Source organism: Fructilactobacillus sp. X8R4C1 (assembly GCF_059900905.1).
The window spans coordinates 227288-249410 of record NZ_JBWXVJ010000002.1; the positions used below are offsets into that span (position 1 = coordinate 227288).

A 22123-nucleotide genomic window follows, 5' to 3' on the forward strand; every position below is an offset into this window, starting at 1 on the left:
CCTACTCACCTTGTTTTAATTCTAATATAGTTGAAACGGCTGATAAAAAATATAAAGGCGCTGATTCAGTTCGCAAAATCCTCGGCCCCAATCCGACGGGAACAAAACCATCTTGCTTTAATTGTTCGATTTCTTTAAGTGAAATTCCACCTTCAGGTCCAAAAAAAGCGGTCAAGCTTTTGCCAGGCTTCATTTCCGACACACATTCATACAATTTACTGTTTTCACCCTGTTTAGCCGATTCCTCATAGGCCACAACTTTTTGATCACTACTAAGTTTTTTTACCTTAGTGATTGAATCGGTGTACTTCACCATTGGAATAATATTTCGGTGAGATTGTTCGGCAGCACTTTGAGCGATTTTTTGAAGTCTCTTAATCTTCTTCGGTGCCTTATTCCCCCATTTAGCAATTGACCACTCAGTAGGCACAAAAATAATCTCACTGACCCCCATTTCGGTTGCCTTTTGCGTGATGAGGTCGGCTTTGCTCGCCTTCGGGATTCCACAAATAATCGTTACTTTAACCGGAAGTTCAGTATTTTGACTAGTTACATCAACAATCTTAATTGTTGAGGCCGTTTCATCAACTAATTCCCCAATATAAATAATATTTTGACTAGAAACAAACTCAGCCTTGGTTCCAGCTTTTGCTCTCATAACCCCAACAAAATGATGTGTCACATCGTTTGGAAGTTTAACAATTTGACCCACTTTTAGTGGCTTATCTAAAAAGTAGTGTTGCAATTAATTAACCTCAATATCTTTCTTTGCAATTACTGATCGCCAATCATCCATACTTAAAACTTGATCAACCTTAAAATGATGTTTTTTTAGCGCGTCAATCACTAGCTCTAATTTATCGGCAATAATACCGGAAGTAATGAACACGCCACCTTCATTTAAACATTGTTCTGCTTGCGGGATTAACGGAATGATAATCTCAGCTAAAATATTAGCTACCACAATATCTGCTTTTTCATCGATTCCATTTAACAAATTATTAACACTAACGTTGATTCCCTTCATCCCAGAATTTAATTCAATGTTTTTTTCAGCTGATTTAACGGCCACCTTATCGACATCATAAGCATTTATATTGCCAGCACCAAGTTTCCTCGCTGCAATACATAGCACTCCAGATCCAGTTCCAACGTCAAACACTCTTTCGTTTCCTCTAATAACAATCTCAAGTGCTTGCATGGCAAGTTTAGTAGTAGAATGGGTGCCGGTTCCAAATGCCATTCCAGGGTCTAATTTTACCATCAACTCGTCAGAGCTTTTGACATCATAGTCTTCCCAACTTGGGACAACGGTTAAAAATCGTGTCACCCGTTCTGGATGATAATACTTTTCCCAGGATGTCGCCCAATCCTCATCTTTTACATCATGAACATTTATCACATTTTTACCAGGATTCAAACCGAACCGCGTTAAATCAGCAACTTTTTCATGAATCTTTTTTACGGTCGCATCTACCTCAATATCATCCTGAAAATAAGCACTTACTTTAGCGTTAACTAGATCGTTATCAGCTTTAGAATCTCCCAATTCATACTGATCCCAATTAGATTCTCGTTTTAAAACCTCATAATCATTTCTATCATTAATCTGAACTCCATTTGCTCCAAAGTCCATTAAAATATTAGCGACCGCATCAACTGCTTCGTGACTGGTTTCAACTGAAATCTCGACTAAGTTCATTGTTACCCCTCATTCTTTTTATAAAAAAAGCACCCGTTAATTGGATGCATTATTTTTATTGTCCTCAATTTTTTTAAGCTTCTGCTCGTGTTGTTTCAAATGACCAGCCAAATACTTAAGCAATCCTCGTTCAGTCTTAAAAATCCGAGGATGCTTTTGTTTATGCAATCGAAGATCAATTTCCTTAATTCTTTGTCGCCCTGTCCATCCATGGCCATAACGAATAATGAGCCGATTATTTAAATTATCTTTACCGAAGCGAAATACATAGACGTTATCTGGAGTAATTAACGGTCTGATATATGTTTTTTTGTAATGATATCCTTGATCGCGCAAAAACCTTTTAGTTTGATCTAACATATTCATCCTCCTCTCATATTTTTAATAAAACTCGTTCTTAAAACCTTTAGTCTATATCATAATGGAGATATATTTAATTGGCAAGCATCTAACTTCCAGCAAACAAAAAGACGTGTATCGCCACGTCTTAATATAAACATTCAAACTATAAACTAAACAATTTGACAGAATTCAATTTTTTCGTGGTTAGGCCCATAAATGTTAAAGAAACGGATTCCCTTATCCCAGAATGGACGAGTATCAATTTCATCTTCCTGAACATCTAAGCCCATTTTCTTAGCTTCTTTAAACGCTGCGTCAGCATCAGTAGTGTTTAATGAGATATGGTTAATAGCGCCATCTTTATCAGCAACTGGATCGCCCTCCCATGTCTCAATCATTAAATTGCCATACTTCATAAAAGCACAACGATTTCCTTGATACATGAATTGACCAGCTTTATCAAAACCTAACTTCTTATAAAAATCAATCGTTTCATCTAAATCTTTTGCTGGAATACCAACATGTTGGATGCCGGTAAAGTAATTACTAAGTGCCATAATAATTCTCCTTATGATATATTTTTCACCATATGTGAAATCTCTAACAACTACATTGTAAGACATTAATGATAAATAATAAAGCCATCATCCTAGTTTATTTTATTAATTTAGCACTCACAATTTCATTCCATTTAAGAATTTGGTCTCCCACAATTACTAAGTTCTTATAATACCCTTTCATCCTACCGATAATTTGTTCCACTTTTAGTTCGTTTTTGTCATAATAAGCATACTGTAGTTCCACTCTCAGTCGACTGACAAACGATTTTTGCAGAATTTCATCAATTTTTGAGTGATCCATCTGATCATCTAATTTTCTGGTTTGCTCATTATCCTTTTCTTTCTTTATTTGATTTAGTTTACTGGTATGATCTGATAAAAAATAACCCTGCCATTTTTTAATCCCACGATCATGATAATCAAACTTAAAAAAATCATGTACAGCTTCTTCGTTCATAACGTTCTCCTAACTTTAAGTTAATCTTGAATTTTCTTCTGTGAATCAGGCCAAACCATGTCATCAAAATTACGATAATAAATGGTTAACAGGTTATATTCAGTTACATAGTTAACTACCTTTTCTAAAAGTTCCAAGTCGTAATCAGAAATAACATAGATTGGTTGCGATCGCTCCTGTTGATACTTCTTCTTAGAACTCAAAAACCAATCGTACTCTTTATCAAAAGTGTTATTAACAATCATCATCCAGTAGCGGGTCTTAGGAATTCGCAAAAATAGATGATTAATATGGGATAAAACTTGATTCCCAATAAAAATCACATCATTACTCATAAGAATTGCCTCCATTGTGTCCGCCAACCAAATTAGATCTTGAAATTGCGGTAGCACCGACACACAAACTATTGGCATTTAATAAAGCCGTGTTACCAAACCGTTTTCGAATTTGATCACCGGTTTTATTTAACACATTTTGTTTAATCATATTTTGATTATCCTTAAATAGGTTTAATTGTTCGCCAACCTTATTTGAGAGATGACTGTAGTCAACTCCAATATTTCGCACAACTTCACCGTGCCAGTTCCTTTCAAACAATTCAATTAAATAACGACCAAGGTCATGATCATCATCTGTTGGTTCAACTTTCATTGACTGAGAAAAACCATTGCTACCGGTAAGCTGTTTTATTGAAAAAGAAAAGCCAATCCATAACGTCACACATCCGGCTTGCAGTCTATGATTACGAATTCGTGAAGCAACCTGACTCGCAATTTCTCTAATAACAACTTCAATCTCATCCCGCTTAACGTAATCACGTGGAAGTACCTGAGAATTACTGTAACTTTTTTCTTTAGCATGCAGGGGTTGTCTCAAGTTACTTCGATCAATTCCCCATGCAGTGGCAAATAGCTGTAATCCAATGACTCCCATTTTTTCTTTCAACAGATACGGGTTAGCATGCGCCAATTCATACATATTATTAATATGAAGTCGCTTTAGATGGACTTCGGTTCTTTTTCCAATTCCCCAAACATCCGTTAATCTATTGATATTCCAAATCTTATCAGGAACATCTTCGTAATGAATCTCACCAATCAGGTCGTAATCATGCTTTGCATAAACGTCTAACGCTAGCTTAGCTTGAACGGGATTGTCACCAATCCCAACCGTTGTATACAGTCCTAAACGGCTTCTGACCCCCCTCTTGAATTTTAAGGGCCACTTCCCTCAAACTACTACCAAACAATCTCCAAGTATGAGTCATATCCAATAATGACTCGTCAATTGAGTATGGCAAAATGTCATGTTCATCAGTAAATTCAGCAAAAATATCATTAATTTGTAGATTCTTTTTAATGTATAAGTTCATTCGTGGAGGAACAATCAACAACCTTTCATCATCAGGAAGATCACGCTGACGACTAACGTTGCTAATCCCAAATAACTTTTTTGCCATAGGAGAAGCGGCCAGTATTAATCCTCCATTTGTATTAGCTTGTTCCGACATAACCACCAAAATCGAACGAAGTGGATTAAGTCCACGTTTAACACTCTCACAACTTGCATAAAAAGACTTGTTATCAATGAAAAAGTAAACACCATGAGGTTCATCATCATAATTCAAAATATCACCTACCCGAACATCTGTTCGTATTAAATACTACTATCTTTCATTTGCTTTGTAAATATAATTTTTTGCTTTTATTTTTTATGATATTCTAATTATATTAAGTGGAAACGGAGCATAGTAACCATGCATCGAATCAAGAAATCAATAATGTTAACTGGTTGTACTTTATTACTGTTCACTACTCCGGCAGTAATTCTGTCTGCTTCAAAATCTAGTAGATCAGAATTAATTTCCCAGAAAAAAGCACTCATTGAACAGAATCAACAACTATCAAAACAGATCAATCATACAGAAAATGATCTAAACAATAGATATGTATCGATTAACCCAGTTTCAAATATCAAAACAGTCGACTCCGATGCCTTAAAAACAAGACCTACACCAAAGCATCAAAATCAAAGTAATAGCAATGACATCAATACTTCAAACACTCAGCGAGTCGTTGGAAATAAAAATTCACACATTTATCATGTCCCCGGCCAAACGGGTTACAACATGAACAGCCAAAACGTCATCTACTTTAATTCGGAGGCAGACGCACAAGCAGCTGGATATCGGAGGGCTAAACGATGAAAAAGTTCCTGCTATTTCCAATCATAATATTATCCTTATTACTTGCTGGATGTTCACAACAAACCAATTCAAACGAACATAAAAGCCCCGATGATAATGAAAGTACCCAGCAACTTGAAAAAAGCATTAATCAACTTCAAGGGCAACTTGACACTAAAAAATCAAAGCTTAAAAAACTTCAATACCAATTGAAACATGCACCAGATTTAAAATTAAGTGATTTAAATTACGACGGAAATCAAGAAGTAGAAGTTGATCACAATAATCCTAATTTTTCTACTGAAGAATTGCATAATAAACGCCCCTGGTTACGATTTAGTAACCTTGATCATCTTAACCGAGCCACCGATGCTAACGGTATGTTAAACGTTAAAACAATGCCCACTAAGAAACGTGAACCACTTACCTTTAATCCCACTGGATGGCACAATAAACACACCAACAGTGGTTGGTTATATAACCGAAGTCATCTGATTGGTTACCAACTATGTGGTGAAAACAATAATCCCAAAAACTTAATAACTGGGACAAGAACGTTAAATTCCCCATTAATGCTTTACCACGAGGATGATATTGCTACTTATCTAAAAGAAAATCCAAATAACTACGTTAGATATCAGGTCACTCCGATTTATCGAAATAATGAATTACTTAGTCGTGGTGTCCAAATGAGAGCCCAATCAGTCGGAAGTAATCAAATTCACTTTAACGTGTATATTTTTAACGTCGAGCCAGGATACAATATTAATTATCAAACTGGATACAGTACCAAATCATAAAAAAGGACAGTGACCATCTAGTCACTGTCCTTTCAATTTAAATATTAATGATTGGTTGGTTTCGTATGGAACCATGCAATGTTTTTGTCAAAGAAGCTTAACAAGTCATTACATAAGTACAAAATGTAAGTTAAGAATAACGTCCAATTAGCACCACCCTGATATGCAGTAATGCCCCACAGAATAATCGAGAAAATCCCCTGGGCAAGCCAGAAATAATAAGTATCCCGAAACCTTAAAGTCGTAAGTAAAGCACCAGTAATTCCAATTGTGGCCGCAAAACTATCTACAAAAGGACGAGGGCTATCACTGTATCCATGCTCCCAGGCATATAAAGCTCCTAATACTACAACAAAGAAAAGAGCTGTCAACCCCCAATTCATAAACGTTTTTTTAAGGTTACCCTTAACAGTCAATTTCTTAATATGTTCATCAACATTAGTAGCCCAACTAGGAATTAACAAGACCGGAATATCCAAAAGTACAATGTATGTAGTTTGGAGAATAATATCATTGTAATTCTTAGCAGTGAATGCAACATAGATATAAATCAAAGCACTAATCAAACCAAAAATTCCATTTAATGGTTTCGTATTAGTAATTGAAATGGTAGTAGTAAATCCGAGCATCCCCGCTAACATCGTCATAATCGCAATAAACGAAAGTGGTTGTGTGACAGTTGATCCAGCAATGACTCCCAAACCAAATAGGAGCAACAAATAGCTTTTAAAGCTCCAACCTTTCATCTGATTGACATACCAATTAGGCTTTAATATGTCATAAGCCGCAATGTTGTTTTTCTCTGACATAAATAATCATCCCTTCGACAAATTTGAATTCACTTTTCATCATTACACACTTATAATCTCTAAACAAATTTGCTAACAACCCTAACTTTTATAAATTGGCACAACATTGGTCCATAAAAAAATTTTTTTATTTTTATAGCTTCATTTTTTATTCGATCCTAAGAGAGAAATTGATAAAAAAATTCAAAGTGTGACAAATTAAGGTAAATGTATCATTTATAAAATATAAAAGATATTGTAAATGCAAACAAAAAATATGTATAATGAATAATGAAGTATAAAGGAGGAAATAACATGCTAGTAAATGTCCCATTTGCAATCAAAGCCGATGGAGTTCATGATCTTAGAAAAGTTACCGTAAAAATGCCATCTGGTGAAAAAGTAGAATTAGACGCCGTCACCCTTGACGATATTGATCGTGATCATGAACATCTTTTAACCATTACAAAAGACGCTAAACATGAATTGGGAGCTCCTGGTGAAAGTATTTCCTTTGATGAATTCGGTGAAAAGAACTCATTCCCATCAAATAATACGGTTGTGTTCATGGCAATTCCAAAATAAAAAGAAGTACTACCTAACAGATAGTACTTCTTTGGTAAATAAGTATCATAATTATGAGAATTCCCTGGTAAAATTTCGTAAAGTGTGATTAAATATAGAGTGTAGATTAGAGAGGTAATAAATTTCTGTCACATTCTCAACATTCACATCAGCTAAGGCTTTCCACTCCTACTGCTTATTAGTCTTAGACACGTGTGCTCTTTTATTTCATAGATCTTTACTTATTAGATTGTTACTTCTCATAACTATGCTACAGTTCTTGAACCTCTCTAATCGTAGAAAGCACTCTATTTGAGTGCTTTTTTTGTACATTCAAATCCCCTGGCGTGAATTCTTTAATCTTTACCTTACTTTTACAGTATATTATATTAGCTGTTACTAATCAAGTATATAAGTAAAAAATATCAAAATATACTCCTTATAAGAGAACACAAAGACTAATCATAAAGCAATTTTTATCTTATAAAAAATTTTTCTAAGAAATTTTTACAATTATATTGTTTCCCATATCACATATCTTAACACCCATGACAACGGGATTAATAGTGCCAATTCATAATTAAAAACAAAGAACCCTTTCGTTTGATAGTTGGAAAAGTTAGTCATATCACTTCATTAGTGTACTCAATCCAATTGTGTAATCCATAACATTAACTAATGATTTTCATAATCATAATACCGGCATTTCATGAAATTTATTAACAATTAACGGAAAGAATAATATCATTTAAACTAAAAAACCACTATTCTATAATAGTGGTTTTTAGTACTAAATAAAATAATAAATTTTAATTTTTAAAATATCATAATTATTATTTAAAAAGCGGTTCGTGGGCCATATTTACATGTTCAACATTTCCCTCCATGAAAACTTCTCCTTCTGGTCGAAAACCAAATGAAGCATATAAATTTTCAACGTATTTTTGTGCCTCAATAATAATCTCTTTATGAGGATATTTTTCTTTAATAACCCTCATCACTCTTTGAACTAATTTTGTTCCCAAATGTTTCCCACGTTGTTCGGCAGAAACAGCAATTCTTCCAAAAGTTATATAGTAATCTTGTTTATATATTCGACCATAAGCAATAACGTGATTTTGATCGTTAAGCAAAAAAACATGCCATGCCTTCTTGTCATTATCATCAATATCCTGCAAAGTAATCTTTTGTTCTACTACAAACACTTCGCATCTCAGTTGATAAATATCAAATAATTCGTTCAAAGTTAATTGATCAAATGACTTTACCATCCACATATATTCACTTCCAATCATCAAATTTAACTTATTATAACCCATAATTGTTAGTATCAAAAAAGCGGCAACTACTATTTGTCGCTTTTTTGGTCTTCATCAGTTTGTAAGACAGCCATGAAGGCTTCTTGAGGAATATCAACCTTTCCAACCGCTTTCATCCGCTTTTTCCCACGTTTTTGCTTCTCAAGTAACTTCGCTCTTCGATCAGGGTCACCAGTATGAATTCTAGACGTCACATCTTTTCGATAAGCTTTAATATTAGTTCTAGCAATAATGGTAGCGCCAATTGCTGCTTGAATTGGAATTTCAAAATTTTGTCTTGGAATAATACTCTTGAGTTTTTTAACAATTTCACGACTTCGGCCGGCAGCAAACTGTTTATGGGAAATAAAACTTAAAGCATCGACCTTATCACCGTTCAATAGAATATCCACTTTAACTAGATCACTTTGTCGATACTCAGATAATTCATAGTCAAGTGATGCATAACCATGCGTACTTGATTTTAATTTGTCGAAAAAATTAAAAATAATTTCCGATAATGGCATTTGATAAATGACATTCACTCTGGCATCGTCTAGATACTCCATCGTGACAAACTGACCACGTCGATCTTGACACATTTCCATCACAGCACCAACATAATCGTTTGGCACCATGATACTAGCCTTAACAAATGGTTCCTTAATATCCTTAATTGCTGATACATCTGGCATTTCAGATGGATTTTCAACTTCAAGTGTACTTCCATCATTTAAATCCACATGATAAGTTACTGATGGAGCCGTAGTAATTAAATCCAGCCCAAACTCACGTTCCAGACGTTCCTGAACCACGTCCATGTGAAGTAATCCAAGGAACCCACAACGAAATCCAAAACCCAGTGCTTCAGACGATTCCGGCTCAAATTCAAGTGAAGCATCATTTAATTTAAGTTTTTCAAGTGCTTCCCTTAAATCACCAAACTTCGCATTATCAGTTGGATACAATCCAGCATAAACCATGGGAATCATTTCACGGTATCCTGGTAGAGCTTTATCAGTTGGATTGTTTGCGTCAGTAACTGTATCGCCAACTCGCGTTTTAGTGATATCTTTAATGCTGGCAGTAATGTATCCCACATCCCCAGCCATTAAGTACTTTCGTTGAAGTGGCTTCGGCGAGTTAACACCAACTTCTGTGACTTCATATTCACTTCCACTGTTCATCAAGCGAATTTGATCTCCAGGCTTTACGACTCCATCATACAAACGAACACTTAGTACTACGCCCCGATAATCATCGTAAACTGAATCAAAAACCAACGCCTTAAGCGGACCCTCAATATTTCCCTTTGGAGCAGGAATCTTTTTAACAATTTCCTCTAATAAGTTCTCAACCCCGAGTCCAGTCTTGGCACTAATCTCAACCGCATCAGAGGTATCCAATCCAATCACATCTTCAATCTCTTTTTTAGTTTTCTCGGGCTCTGCTGAAGGCAAATCAATTTTATTAATGACAGGAATAATTTCAAGATCATCATCCAAAGCCAAATAAACGTTAGCTAAGGTTTGGGCTTGAACTCCTTGAGTGGCATCAACAACCAGTAAGGCACCCTCACAAGCAGCCAGACTTCTAGAAACTTCATAAGAAAAGTCTACGTGTCCGGGAGTATCAATCAAATGAAATACATAATCAATCCCATCCTTACCATGATAAGTTAACTCAACCGCATTTAACTTGATGGTAATTCCACGTTCCCGTTCCAAATCCATATTATCCAAAATTTGATCTTGCATGTCCCTTTTAGAAACAGTGTCAGTCAACTCCAAAATTCGGTCGGCTAAAGTTGACTTACCGTGATCAATATGAGCAACAATAGCAAAATTTCTCGTCCGACGTTGCTTTTCCTTCATTTTTTTATAATCCACGATATTTTCCTACTTTCATTATTAATTCGTCCAAGTCGTTACTATTATTATAACAACCCGATATATGTATAACAAACAAATAAAGGAGCGGTTATTAAACCGCTCCTTTATTTGTTTATTTAAAAGCATCTTTCATTTTGTCAAAGAAATTCTTGCCTTCTTCAACATTAGTATCACCACTAGCTTCAGCTAAAGCTTGTAAAGCAACTTTTTGTTTAGAGTTAAGTTTTTTTGGCGTCTGAACCTTAACTTTTACCATTTCGTCACCATTACCATTTCCATGAAGTTTAGGCGCACCTTTCCCTCTTAAACGGAAGACCGTCCCAGTCTGGGTGCCTGCAGGAATTTTCAAATCAACGTCACCATGAACGGTTTTAACTTTAATTTCTCCACCTAAACCAGCAGTGGCAAATGAAATTGGTTGATCAAAATAGATGGTAGATCCGTCTCTTCTAAAGTACTTGCTTTGAAGAACTCTAAAGATCACGTACAAGTCACCATAAGGACCGCCATTTTCACCGGCATCACCTTGACCCTGCATGTGCATTTGCTGTCCCTCTTCGACACCAGCAGGGACCGTAACTTCAAGAGAATGTTGTTTCTCAACTTTTCCAGTGCCACCACAGGTTGGGCACTTCTCTTTAATTACTTTTCCAGTGCCGCCACAAACGGGACATGGTTCCTGGGTCTGCATCTGACCGAGCGGGGTATTAACCGTTTTAGTAACATAACCGCTTCCATGACAGTTAGAACAAGTCTCTGGTTTAGTCCCGGGCTTAGCCCCAGTGCCATGGCAGGTCGGACAAGTTTCTTCACGATTATACTTAATGGTCTTTTTAGTCCCAAAAACAGCTTCATCAAATGTAAGTGTCATCTGATATTGCAAATCTCGTCCACGACGTGGTGCAGTTGGGTCAGCTTGACGACGTCTTCCGCCACCACCAAAAATATCATTGAAAATATCAGAAAAGTCACCAAATCCGGCACCTTGTCCGCCTGCACCAGCACCGGCTCCGCCACCAAAGCCTCCAAATCCTTGGGGACCATCAGCTGAACCATACTGGTCATAATTGGTTCGTTTCTTTTTGTCACCTAAAACTTCATATGCTTCGGTTATTTCCTTAAACTTTGCCTCTGCATCTGGAGCTTTATTAATATCTGGATGGTATTTTTTTGATAATTTTCGATAGGCATGCTTAATGTCATCTTCACTGGCGTTTTTGTCCACGCCTAATACTTTGTAATAATCTTTATTAGCCATTAGTTCGCCTCCAAGCTCAAATAATACAACAAAAAGCCAAAGCCCATCAAACTGACTTTAGCTTTTCATCAATTGTTAATAGCCTCAATTGCCACAATTATTTGTTGTCATCATCATGGACTTCATGGTAGTCACCATTAACAGTATTATCATCATTTCCATTAGATGATCCACCGTTAGCATTATTTCCACCTTGTTGTCCTTGATCAGCTTGGCCTTGGTTTTGTTGATACAATTTAACTGCTAATGCTTGAACCTTTTCGTTCAAAGCATCCTTTTTAGTCTTCATTGCATCAGTATCGCCATCTTCTTTAGCTTTTTTGAGTTCGTCTTCAGCATCCTGAGCGGCTTTAATCTCATCATCTGAAACTTTGCCTTTAACATCTTTCAATGTCTTATCAGTCTGGAAGATCAACTGGTCAACTTCATTATCTAGATCAACCTTGTTCTTCTTTTCCTTGTCGGCATCTTCATTTGCTTCGGCTTCTTTCATCATCTTATCGATTTCGTCGTCTGATAGACCATTGGAATCTTTGATGGTGATTTTTTGCTGTTTTCCAGTTCCCTTATCTTTAGCAGAAACATTTACAATTCCGTTTTTATCGATATCAAAGGTAACTTCGATTTGGGGAACACCTCTTGGTGCTGCAGGAATGTCAGTTAATTGGAAACGACCTAATGATTTATCATCAGCAGCCATTGGACGTTCACCTTGCAAAACATGAATGTCAACGGCCGTTTGATTATCAGCAGCAGTTGAGAAAGTCTGTGACTTGGAAGTTGGGATGGTTGTATTTCTATCGATTAACTTAGTGAATACACCACCCATCGTTTCAATACCAAGTGATAGTGGAGTAACATCAAGTAAAACAACGTCTTTAACGTCACCAGTAATTACTCCACCTTGAATAGCTGCACCTAAAGCAACAGCTTCATCGGGGTTGATTGAATGACTTGGTTCTTTACCAGTCCACTTTTGAACTTCCTCTTGAACAGCAGGAATTCTAGTTGAACCACCATTAAGAATTACTTGGTCAATATCACTAGCTGAAAGTCCAGCATCCTTCAAAGCATTGTCTAAAGGAGCCTTAGTCTTTTCAACTAAGTCAGAAGTTAATTCGTTAAACTTAGCACGTGTAAGCGTGGTTTGTAAATGAAGCGGACCATTTTCACCAGAAGAAATGAATGGAAGTGAGATTTCAGTTTGAGTTACACCTGACAAGTCTTTCTTAGCTTTTTCAGCAGCGTCTTTCAAACGTTGTAAAGCCATCTTATCCTTTGAAAGGTCAACCCCATTTTCCTTCTTGAAGTTATCGATTAACCAGTCCATGATTCTCTTATCAAAGTCATCCCCACCTAAGTGAGTATCACCATTAGTTGAAAGAACTTGGAAGACACCGTCACCTAATTCAAGGACGGAAACATCAAAAGTACCTCCACCTAAATCATAAACCAAGATTTTTTCATCTTTATCTTTTTTGTCTAAACCATATGCAAGTGAAGCAGCAGTAGGTTCGTTAATAATTCTCTTAACATCAAGCCCAGCAATTTTACCAGCGTCTTTAGTAGCTTGACGTTGTGCATCATTAAAGTAAGCAGGAACGGTAATAACAGCTTCACTAACAGTGTCACCAATGTAATCTTCCGCATAGCCTTTAATGTACTGAAGAATCATAGCTGAAATTTGTTGTGGAGTATATTCTTTTCCGTTTGCCTTTACTTTGTAACCTTGCTCACCCATGTGACTCTTAATTGATACAACAGTATCTGGGTTAGTAATTTCTTGACGCTTAGCAACTTCACCAACTTGAATCTCACCATCTTTAAAAGCAACTACTGATGGGGTCGTTCTTGATCCCTCTGGGTTGGTAATGATTTTTGGTTCATTACCTTCCATAACGGCTGCAGCTGAATTAGTTGTTCCTAAATCAATTCCAATAACTTTATTACTTGCCATAACTTAAACCTTCTTTTTATATATTTAATAACTATTTAATTACTGTGCCACTACTACCATTGCTGGTCTTAAGACCCGATCAGCAATTTTATAACCGCTTTGAAGTACCGATACTACGGTTCCCTTTGGATGTTCATCACTTGGAGCAACCGTTTGAACAGCTTGATGAAAACTAGGATCAAATTCCACTCCATTAGCATTAATTTCCGAAATATCATTATCCTTCAGAGCTTTTTCAAGATGTTGTTGGACCATCTCGATCCCCCTTTTGAGTTGCTTACCGTTTTCGTCAGAAACGTCAACGTCAAGAGCTCTTTTTAAATCATCCATCACAGGCACAACGTCTTTAGCAAGATCTTGTGCACCATACTTTGCTAAATCAGCACGCTCTTTTTTGTTTCGATTTTGAATGTTCTGAATCTCAGCTTCTGCTCGTAAGTAGTTGTCTTGAACTGAATCTAGTTGCTGATTTAGTTCATCAATCTTTTTTGCAGAATCATCTTTTTCGTCCGTTTTGACTTCTTGCTCTGACTTACTCGATTCATCAACCTTTTCCGTTTTATCATCTAAATCTTTACTTTGCTTTTCCTTATCGCTCGCCATTTTGAACCTCCTTTTTATTTATCATAATTATCATAGTATCCATTGATTCGTTTCTGAAGTTCATCTTTAAACGCATCAACTAGACCCAAAACCTTAGGATAAGACATTCTGGTAGGGCCAATTACAGCAATCCTACCAACACCATGAATCCCAACATCATAAGTTCCAGAGATAATACTATAATTTTTCAATAAATCATTTCGTAGCTCAGAACCAATCATAACTGAAATGGGTTTGGATTCATTATCTAAAATTTTTGCCATATTCGAGTTATTTCCAAACATTGAATAAAGTGGCTTAATATTTTTTAGATCGTTCTTATCATCCATTGTATCCAATAAATTCATTCTTCCACTAACAAAGAAATGGTCTTTAAGCGATTTATTAATGACGTATTCAAAGGCTCCAACAAAGTTTTCTGAAGAAGTTAAATAGTGTCTAATTTCGTCAGGAATTGTACTTTTAAGTGCCTCTAAAACTTCCGGAATTGTCTTACCAAAAAGCTTGTCATTAACTAAATTAGTTACTTGAAGTAACTTATCTTCATCAATTTGGTGATTAGTTATAAAGGGCTGACTTTCAACTTGCCCATCATTCATCACCATAATTGCCATCACTTGGTGATCGGCTAACTTAATTAGTTGAAAATGTTGTAAAGTTTCGGTATTAGTCTGTTCTGGACTCAAAGTCATCGCGGTATAATCGGTCAAGCTGGACAAAATATCAGCAGATTGTTTAACAATATCATCAATTTGTTGAAATGTTCCTCCCAGAGCATTATGAATCAAACTTTTTTCTTCATTGCCAACCAGTACAGGATTAACCAAATTATCAATGTAATATCGATATCCTTCATTTGAAGGAACTCTTCCAGACGAAGTATGAACTTTTTGAATCAAATTTTGACCACTTAAAACTGCCATCTCATTACGAATGGTAGCCGAACTAACATTCATTGGGAGTTGATCAGCCAAGCGTTTTGATCCAATTGGAACACCATTGTTAGTATAGTCATCAACAATGTACTTTAGAATCATATCTTGTCTCTTTGTGAGCATTCTTACCACCTCTTTTAGCACTCTTTATTATCAAGTGCTAACGTACATTTATACCTTACCAAAGGTATTAAAGAACGTCAAGAAATAAGTTTACTGGTGAGAATTAATGTATTTCTTAAAATAAGATCGGGTGTTACTTTCATCAATTTTTAATTGATCAACCAACGGTTTCCGCCCCTGATATTTGACCTCGTCTCTCATTTTCGACAACCATCTAACTCTGACGTGATTACCATAGATATTTTGATCGAAATCCAAAATATTAATTTCTAAAGTAACTGGATTATCGTTTCCAAACGTCTCATTTTTGCCAATTGATGCCATCGCTTTGTACCACGTACCATTAACTTCAAGCTGGACCACATACACCCCAAGTTTGGGCAACTGCTGTTTTGCCGAATACTCAACGTTAGCAGTGGGAAAGCCTAATTCACGACCACGAGCAAATCCATGAACAACCACTCCGTCATTTTCGAATTCATATCCCAAAAGATCGTTAACCGTCTGGATGTGTCCCTGTTCAAGATTTCGACGAATCCTAGTAGAACTAACCTTCTTGTCGTCCATTTCATCAGCTGCCACACTGACTACATCAAATCGCTCCCTGGCATATTGAGGGAGCTCCTTCATGCCCGCATTTTGTTCCCCATAAGTATGATCAAATCCTGCTATAACCGTATCAGCATTCAATCCAATCAAATAATTATCAACGAATTCTTGGGGATTTTGATTTTGAAAAGCAAAGTTGTAATTGATGACATAGACCACATCAACCCCCAGTTGCTCAAATAAATGTAATTTACGGTTAAGCGGGGTTAAATAACGTTTTTCATTTCCATCCAACTTCTTGTACACTAACGACGGGTGATGATCATAAGTTAAAATTGCCAAAGGGAGTTTTTTTTGTTTAGCAATTTGTTTAGCTTGATTAATCACTTTTTGATGTCCCAGGTGAACTCCATCAAAAAACCCCATGGCAATGACTTGGGGACGATTTTTTTCGTTCTTATCAAGTGGGTATGATAAATAATTGACTTCCATAATTTCCTCTAATCTAAATCAAACATTTTTTTGGGCTTATAATTATTTTCCTGTTCATTTCTATAATACAAAGCTCGATCAATATTATTATACTTTAAAACTATCACTTCATCTTGACAAGCGATCTCATCAATACTTAAAAAACCGCCATTTTGAACACGATTCCACTGCTCTTTATTAATCACAATAGTCTTAAAATCTTTAAGAGCATGTGAAATTGGAAAAACAACTTTATTGATTTGATTAGAATTCATGGCTTCTTTAATATCTTTAAAAGTTACTGTATCGCAAAGATTAAATCCACCACTTTTAGTCCGAGTTAAACTTGACATCACAGCTGGGATGCCAACTTTTTTTCCAAAATCAGTTGCCAAAGTTCTGATATAAGTTCCCTTTCCACACTTCACCTCAAAATTAAAGGTTTGGGTGTGAGTATCACGATTGTAGGAACTCGCATTGATACGAACAAATTGACTAACGTTAATTTGTCTTTTAGGCCGATCAACTTTCATACCAGCACGTTCGTACTCATATAACCTTCTTCCATTCACTTTAACAGCGGAAAACATGGGAGGAATCTGGGTCGAAATCCCCAAAAATGATTTCAAGACTTCGTCAATTTCTTGATCTGTGATTGGCTGAAAATCAAAATTAGTATCAATAATTTCACCATCTAAATCCTCGGTAGTAGTGGAAAAACCTAACGTAATTGACCCACTATAAACCTTCCCTGATTGCATTAAATAATCAACTACTTTAGTGGCATGGCCCAAACAAATCGGTAAAACTCCATCTACATTAGGATCAAGTGTGCCACTATGGCCCACTCTTTTTTGTCCAATAATGTGTCGAATCTTACTCACACAATCAAAGCTCGTCATTCCCCTAGGCTTATACAAAGGGATAATTCCAGTGACCAATTCACTCACTCCTGTACCATATACGCAAAAAAGACCGGAAATAAATATTTCCAGTCAATTTTTTACTTATTTTTTTTATTTAAATTATCAATCAAACGATCAATCTTACTTCCATATTGAATGGATCCATCTCGTTCAAAATGAATCTCTGGAGTAACGTAGATACTTAACCGATGACCTAACTCGCCTCGAATTAAACCAGTTGCTTTATCCAAGCCCTTTTGAACCTTTTCTTGTTCAGACTTCTTGTCAGATAAACTACTGTAATAAATCGTAGCTTGTTGCAAATCACCAGTAACTTCAACACCAGTAATAGTTACTCCTTGAACTCGTGGGTCACGAACACGCTTAAGTAAAATATCGTCGACTTCTTTTTGAATTTCCTGCTGTAGTCTTCCAACACGATATTGTGCCATGACAATCACTCCTTACGGTATCTACTTAGGTTGGACTTCTTTCATGTGGTATGCTTCGACTTTATCTCCAACTTTAATGTCATTATAGTTTTCAATCGTTAAACCACACTCAAAGCCTTGTTTAACCTCTTTAACATCATCTTTAAAACGCTTTAGACTACCAAGCTCTCCATCATAAATCACAACATTATCTCTAATCAGACGAACTTTGCTATCACTTTTTACGTACCCATCAAGAACCATTCCACCAGCAATCGTTCCAACTTTAGAAGCTTTATAAATTTGTCTTACTTCAATATTACCAGTAACTTCTTCTTCATAAGTTGGATCAAGCATGCCTTTCATTGCAGCTTCCACGTCATCAATGGCGTTATAGATAACTTGATAAAGACGAATATCAACCTTATCAGTTTCAGATTGAGCTTTAGCTTGCGGAGTAGGACGGACATTAAAACCAATGATGATGGCATTACTTGCTTCAGCAAGTGCAACATCACTTTCGTTCACCGCACCAACAGAGGCATGAATAACGTTAACCTTAACTCCCTCAACATCGATTTTTTTGAGGCTTCCAGCTAAGGCTTCCACTGATCCTTGTACATCAGCTTTAATAATTACGTTAACCTGTTTCATATCTTCTTGTTTCATTGAATCAAACAAGTTATCAAGAGTAACACGGTTATTTTGCTTCCGTTCTTCGATTTGGGCTTCTTTAGCTCGTTCTTCTCCAGCAGCACGAGCAGTCTTTTCGTCATTAAAGACAACAAAACGATCACCGGCTTCAGGAACATCATTTAACCCCGTAATTTCAACTGGAGTTGATGGTTTAGCATTCTTGATTTCTTTCCCGTTCTCATTAGTCATGGTTCGAACTCGACCAAAAGTGTCACCAACAACGATTGGATCCCCAACGTGCAAAGTTCCTTGTTGAACCAAAAGGGTAGCAACAGGACCCTTACCCTTATCCAATCTTGCTTCAACGACTGAGCCAGCTCCATTTTGTTTTGGATTAGCCTTAAGTTCAAGCACATCGGACTGAAGTAAGATCATATTTAACAATTCATCAACATTAGTTCCATTTTTAGCAGAAATATCAACAAAAATCGTATCTCCACCAAAATCTTCAGGAACCAATCCATAGTTCATCAATTGCTCTTTAACATGTTGTGGATTGGCATTCGGTTTATCAATTTTATTAACTGCCACAATAATTGGAGTTCCCGCTGCTTTAGCATGATCAATTGCTTCAACAGTCTGTGGCATAACACCATCATCAGCTGCTACTACCAAAACAGTCACATCGGTAATGTCAGCACCACGAGCTCTCATGGCAGTAAAAGCAGCATGTCCTGGAGTATCAAGGAAGGTAATGGTCTTATCGCCATGTTTTAACTGATAAGCACCGATAGCTTGAGTAATTCCACCGGCTTCACCTGCTGTAATGTGTGAATGACGAAGATAATCTAGTAACGTGGTTTTACCATGATCAACGTGTCCCATGATGGTAACAACGGGTGGACGGCTTTCTTGGTAATCGGTGTTATGCTCTTCTTCATTAAAGAACTTGTCAATATCTGATACATTAACATTTTCTTTTTCTTTAGCTTCGATCCCATAATCGGTGGCAAGAAGTTCAATGGCATCCTTATCCAAGGATTGATTCTGATTAACCATCATTCCCAGCATAAATAATTTTTTAACAATCTCTGCTGGTTCCCGATGCAGTAACTTACCAAGATCCTGCGCATTCATACCATCCTGATAGATTAAAACTTTAGGTAATGGACGACTCTTACGGGTTGGCGCCGCATTCTTTTTGTGATTCTGACGAATTCGTTGATTCTTAGAATACATATTATAACGATTATCGCGACGCTTATTACGCTTCTTGCCCTTTTTATTTTTGTTGCGGTTCAAACTACCACCAAATTTTCCACTTCCGTTATTATGTGGCTTAGAAGTATTATTAACCGGCTTCTTGCTTGCACTATTTGCAGTTGTAGAACGATTACTATTCGCATGGGTCGCACTTTGACTATTATTCGTATGCGAATGTTGACTATTTTGATGATTGTTGTGATTAAAATGATTACTTGAATTCTGATTCCGGTGCTGACCGCTAGTATGAACACCATTGCTATGAGCATTTTCTGGACGCTGATTACTTGTTTGCCCATTATTTTGATGTTTATTTACTTGTTTATGTTCAGAATTACTTGGTCGATGCTGATTGTTAGAATGATTGCTTCTACCAAAATGATTGTTATTCTGACCATTTTCATGTTTTGCAGTATTGTGACCATTACTTCCGTTATGGGAGTCAGCAGTCTTTTTTGCTGGAGCATGCCGTTGTTCACTTCCACTGGTCGCTTTCTGACTATTTTTAAGTGCGCCTCGGACGGTCTTCTCCTGATTTGAATCAAGCGATGACATATGGTTTTTAACCGTAAAACCATTTGACTTAGCAGTGTCAATCACACGTTTACTAGGTATATTAAGCTCTTTGGCTAATTCATAAATTCTTTTTTTGGCCATATAATCACACTCCTTTACTTGTATTATTTTAATTCTTTAAATTTTTTCGAAAATCCTTTATCCTTAATCGCTACGATTGATCGTTTCATCCCAATCGCGTCGCTAAGATCATCTTTAAGCATACCAGTATTAACTGGAACTTCATAGAATTTACTTTTATCGAGAAACTTCTTTTTGGTACTTGCACCACAGTCTGATGCAATAAACAGGTAATTAATCTGTCCCTTTTTAATTGCATTCAAGACAATCCCCTCACCTGAGATTATTTTACCAGCTCGTCTTGCAATTCCCAATAAGTTTAAGACTTTATTATAATTTGTCATTATCAATCAATTCCTGTCGAGCCTGCTTATGGTCGACGTAACTAATAAGTTCATCATAAAAATCATTTGTTAAAGTTACATCAAAAACTTGATCAAGGATTTTATCCTGCTTGGCTTTTTTGGCAATTGTTACGTCAATCTTTACGTAAGCTCCTCGACCAGATTTTTTCCCAGTTGGATCGACTGACACATTACCCTCTTTATCACGAACAATTCTTACTAATTGTCGTTTAGGTGCCATTTCACCCGACACCACATCTTTTCGCATTGGCACTTTTCTTTTTCTCATAACAGTACCTCCTCAAAAATTATTCCTCGTTTTCGTCTTCATTTGATGAAACATCATCAGTAGAATGATTATCTTCACTGTCACTTTCGTCAGTGCCATCCATTTCTGATTCGGATTTAATGTCAATCTTGTATCCAGTCAGTCTAGCGGCTAACCGTGCGTTCTGACCACGTTTCCCAATTGCTAACGACAACTGGTCGTCTGGAACAACAACGGTGCAAGAACGATCGTCTCCATCTTTAAAAATAACGTCAATAACGTCAGCGGGTTTCAATGCATTGGCAATGTACTCAGCTGGATTCTCATCCCATTGGACAATGTCCATATTTTCTCCACCAAGTTCATTTACAATTGTTTGCACTCTGGTTCCTCTAGGTCCAACACTAGTTCCCACTGGATCAATATCAGAACTATTAGAACGAACAGCCACCTTAGCACGGTCGCCGGCCTCCCTTGCAATCGAGACAATTTCAACTGTTCCATCATAAATTTCGGGAACTTCTTGTTCAAAGAGTCGTTTTAGCATTCCAGGTGCAGTTCGACTTACAAAAATTTGTGGTCCCTTTGAGGAATTTTCAACGTTTGTAACATACACTTTTAACTTGTCCTGTGGACGATAAGTTTCATTTGGCATCTGATCATTTTTAGCCATCACGGCCTCAACTTGACCAAGGTTCATATACACAAAACGACTATCTTGACGTTCTACTTCAGCAGTTACAAGTTCATCTTGATACTTACTGTACTTGTCATAAACGGTCTCACGTTCAGCTTCACGAACCCTTTGAGTAATAACTTGTTTAGCGGTTTGGGCAGCAATTCTTCCGAAATTCTTTGGTGTAACTTCAAACTTAATTTCGTCACCAAGCTCGTACCCTTTATTAATCTTTAAAGCTTCATCCAAGCTAACTTCTAACCGTTGATCCTCAACCTTATCAACTACTTTTTTAACAGCGTAAACATGAATACTTCCAGTTTTTTCGTCGAAGTTAACTTCGACGTTCTGAGCCTGATCAAAGTTACGTTTGTAAGCCGAAGACAATGCTGCTTCTAAGGCATCGATCACAACCTCTTTTTTTACGCCCTTTTCTTTTTCAAGTTGATCAAGCGCACTTACTAATTCTTTACTCATTTT

General features: G+C 36.6%; 22 protein-coding genes and 2 pseudogenes. 3 read left to right on the plus strand and 21 right to left on the minus strand.

Annotated features, from left to right (window positions below; genetic code table 11):
• Position 1 precedes the first annotated feature (1 nt).
• The 7 genes and pseudogenes from AC6UDA_RS04090 to AC6UDA_RS04120 all read right to left on the minus strand — a co-directional run bounded on the left by AC6UDA_RS04090 (position 2) and on the right by AC6UDA_RS04120 (position 4688).
• The gene (locus AC6UDA_RS04090) at positions 2-745 is read right to left on the minus strand and encodes an RsmE family RNA methyltransferase (RefSeq protein ID WP_500711049.1); all 744 of its coding nucleotides are present in this window, start codon (positions 743-745) and stop codon (positions 2-4) included.
• A complete protein-coding gene (gene prmA / locus AC6UDA_RS04095; RefSeq protein ID WP_500711051.1) occupies positions 746-1702 on the minus strand; it encodes a 50S ribosomal protein L11 methyltransferase in 957 nt (318 codons plus the stop codon). It abuts the gene before it with no gap.
• A gap of 36 nt (positions 1703-1738) precedes the next feature.
• Positions 1739-2062: a hypothetical protein gene (locus AC6UDA_RS04100; RefSeq protein ID WP_500695594.1), complete on the minus strand. Its 324-nt coding sequence runs from the start codon at positions 2060-2062 to the stop codon at positions 1739-1741.
• 152 nt (positions 2063-2214) lie between these two features.
• A complete protein-coding gene (locus AC6UDA_RS04105) occupies positions 2215-2601 on the minus strand; it encodes a VOC family protein (RefSeq protein ID WP_500693823.1) in 387 nt (128 codons plus the stop codon).
• Positions 2602-2698: 97 nt separating this feature from the next.
• Positions 2699-3061, minus strand: coding sequence for a hypothetical protein (locus tag AC6UDA_RS04110; RefSeq protein WP_500693824.1), 363 nt, complete (start codon positions 3059-3061; stop codon positions 2699-2701).
• A gap of 20 nt (positions 3062-3081) precedes the next feature.
• Positions 3082-3396, minus strand: coding sequence for an acetyl-CoA carboxylase (locus AC6UDA_RS04115; RefSeq protein ID WP_500693825.1), 315 nt, complete (start codon positions 3394-3396; stop codon positions 3082-3084).
• Positions 3389-4688, minus strand: a pseudogene (locus tag AC6UDA_RS04120) (Y-family DNA polymerase). Before AC6UDA_RS04120 ends, AC6UDA_RS04115 begins: the two are co-directional and overlap by 8 nt.
• Before the next feature lie 450 nt (positions 4689-5138).
• Between AC6UDA_RS04120 and AC6UDA_RS04125 the strand changes: the two are divergent.
• Positions 5139-5267 (plus strand): annotated as a pseudogene (locus tag AC6UDA_RS04125) (sunset domain-containing protein); the annotation flags it as partial.
• Positions 5264-6046: a DNA/RNA non-specific endonuclease gene (locus AC6UDA_RS04130; RefSeq protein ID WP_500711053.1), complete on the plus strand. Its 783-nt coding sequence runs from the start codon at positions 5264-5266 to the stop codon at positions 6044-6046. The pseudogene AC6UDA_RS04125 and the gene AC6UDA_RS04130, both read left to right, overlap by 4 nt.
• A gap of 44 nt (positions 6047-6090) precedes the next feature.
• On the opposite strand, the gene pnuC is transcribed toward AC6UDA_RS04130, so the two are convergent.
• Positions 6091-6855, minus strand: coding sequence for a nicotinamide riboside transporter PnuC (gene pnuC / locus AC6UDA_RS04135; RefSeq protein WP_500693829.1), 765 nt, complete (start codon positions 6853-6855; stop codon positions 6091-6093).
• 294 nt (positions 6856-7149) lie between these two features.
• Between pnuC and AC6UDA_RS04140 the strand changes: the two genes are divergently transcribed.
• A complete protein-coding gene (locus AC6UDA_RS04140; RefSeq protein WP_500696632.1) occupies positions 7150-7419 on the plus strand; it encodes a hypothetical protein in 270 nt (89 codons plus the stop codon).
• 812 nt (positions 7420-8231) lie between these two features.
• Here the strand turns inward: AC6UDA_RS04140 and AC6UDA_RS04145 are convergent.
• The 13 genes from AC6UDA_RS04145 to nusA all read right to left on the minus strand — a co-directional run bounded on the left by AC6UDA_RS04145 (position 8232) and on the right by nusA (position 22120).
• Positions 8232-8717: a GNAT family N-acetyltransferase gene (locus AC6UDA_RS04145; protein WP_500695587.1), complete on the minus strand. Its 486-nt coding sequence runs from the start codon at positions 8715-8717 to the stop codon at positions 8232-8234.
• Between the two features lie 29 nt (positions 8718-8746).
• Complete coding sequence (lepA, locus tag AC6UDA_RS04150) at positions 8747-10585, minus strand: translation elongation factor 4 (RefSeq protein ID WP_500693832.1); 1839 nt, start codon at positions 10583-10585, stop codon at positions 8747-8749.
• 115 nt (positions 10586-10700) lie between these two features.
• Complete coding sequence (dnaJ, locus tag AC6UDA_RS04155; RefSeq protein ID WP_500711056.1) at positions 10701-11846, minus strand: molecular chaperone DnaJ; 1146 nt, start codon at positions 11844-11846, stop codon at positions 10701-10703.
• 97 nt (positions 11847-11943) lie between these two features.
• Complete coding sequence (dnaK, locus tag AC6UDA_RS04160) at positions 11944-13803, minus strand: molecular chaperone DnaK (RefSeq protein WP_500693834.1); 1860 nt, start codon at positions 13801-13803, stop codon at positions 11944-11946.
• 39 nt (positions 13804-13842) lie between these two features.
• Complete coding sequence (gene grpE / locus AC6UDA_RS04165) at positions 13843-14424, minus strand: nucleotide exchange factor GrpE (protein ID WP_500711133.1); 582 nt, start codon at positions 14422-14424, stop codon at positions 13843-13845.
• Positions 14421-15464, minus strand: coding sequence for a heat-inducible transcriptional repressor HrcA (gene hrcA, locus AC6UDA_RS04170; protein ID WP_500693835.1), 1044 nt, complete (start codon positions 15462-15464; stop codon positions 14421-14423). The genes grpE and hrcA overlap by 4 nt, the downstream gene beginning before the upstream one ends.
• Positions 15465-15554: 90 nt before the next feature.
• Positions 15555-16505 (minus strand): riboflavin biosynthesis protein RibF, encoded by a 951-nt coding sequence (ribF, locus tag AC6UDA_RS04175; RefSeq protein ID WP_500711058.1) that lies wholly within the window; start codon positions 16503-16505, stop codon positions 15555-15557.
• Positions 16506-16513: 8 nt separating this feature from the next.
• A complete protein-coding gene (gene truB / locus AC6UDA_RS04180; protein ID WP_500711060.1) occupies positions 16514-17425 on the minus strand; it encodes a tRNA pseudouridine(55) synthase TruB in 912 nt (303 codons plus the stop codon).
• A 62-nt stretch (positions 17426-17487) separates the two neighbouring features.
• Positions 17488-17841, minus strand: coding sequence for a 30S ribosome-binding factor RbfA (rbfA, locus tag AC6UDA_RS04185; RefSeq protein WP_500693838.1), 354 nt, complete (start codon positions 17839-17841; stop codon positions 17488-17490).
• 21 nt (positions 17842-17862) lie between these two features.
• On the minus strand, positions 17863-20376 hold the full coding sequence (gene infB / locus AC6UDA_RS04190; protein WP_500711062.1) for a translation initiation factor IF-2: 2514 nt from the start codon (positions 20374-20376) through the stop codon (positions 17863-17865).
• 23 nt (positions 20377-20399) lie between these two features.
• The gene (locus AC6UDA_RS04195) at positions 20400-20699 is read right to left on the minus strand and encodes a L7Ae/L30e/S12e/Gadd45 family ribosomal protein (RefSeq protein WP_500693840.1); all 300 of its coding nucleotides are present in this window, start codon (positions 20697-20699) and stop codon (positions 20400-20402) included.
• Positions 20686-20988, minus strand: coding sequence for an RNase P modulator RnpM (rnpM, locus tag AC6UDA_RS04200; protein WP_500693841.1), 303 nt, complete (start codon positions 20986-20988; stop codon positions 20686-20688). The genes AC6UDA_RS04195 and rnpM overlap by 14 nt, the downstream gene beginning before the upstream one ends.
• Before the next feature lie 19 nt (positions 20989-21007).
• Positions 21008-22120 (minus strand): transcription termination factor NusA, encoded by a 1113-nt coding sequence (gene nusA, locus AC6UDA_RS04205; RefSeq protein ID WP_500695578.1) that lies wholly within the window; start codon positions 22118-22120, stop codon positions 21008-21010.
• Between the last annotated feature and the right edge of the window lie 3 nt (positions 22121-22123).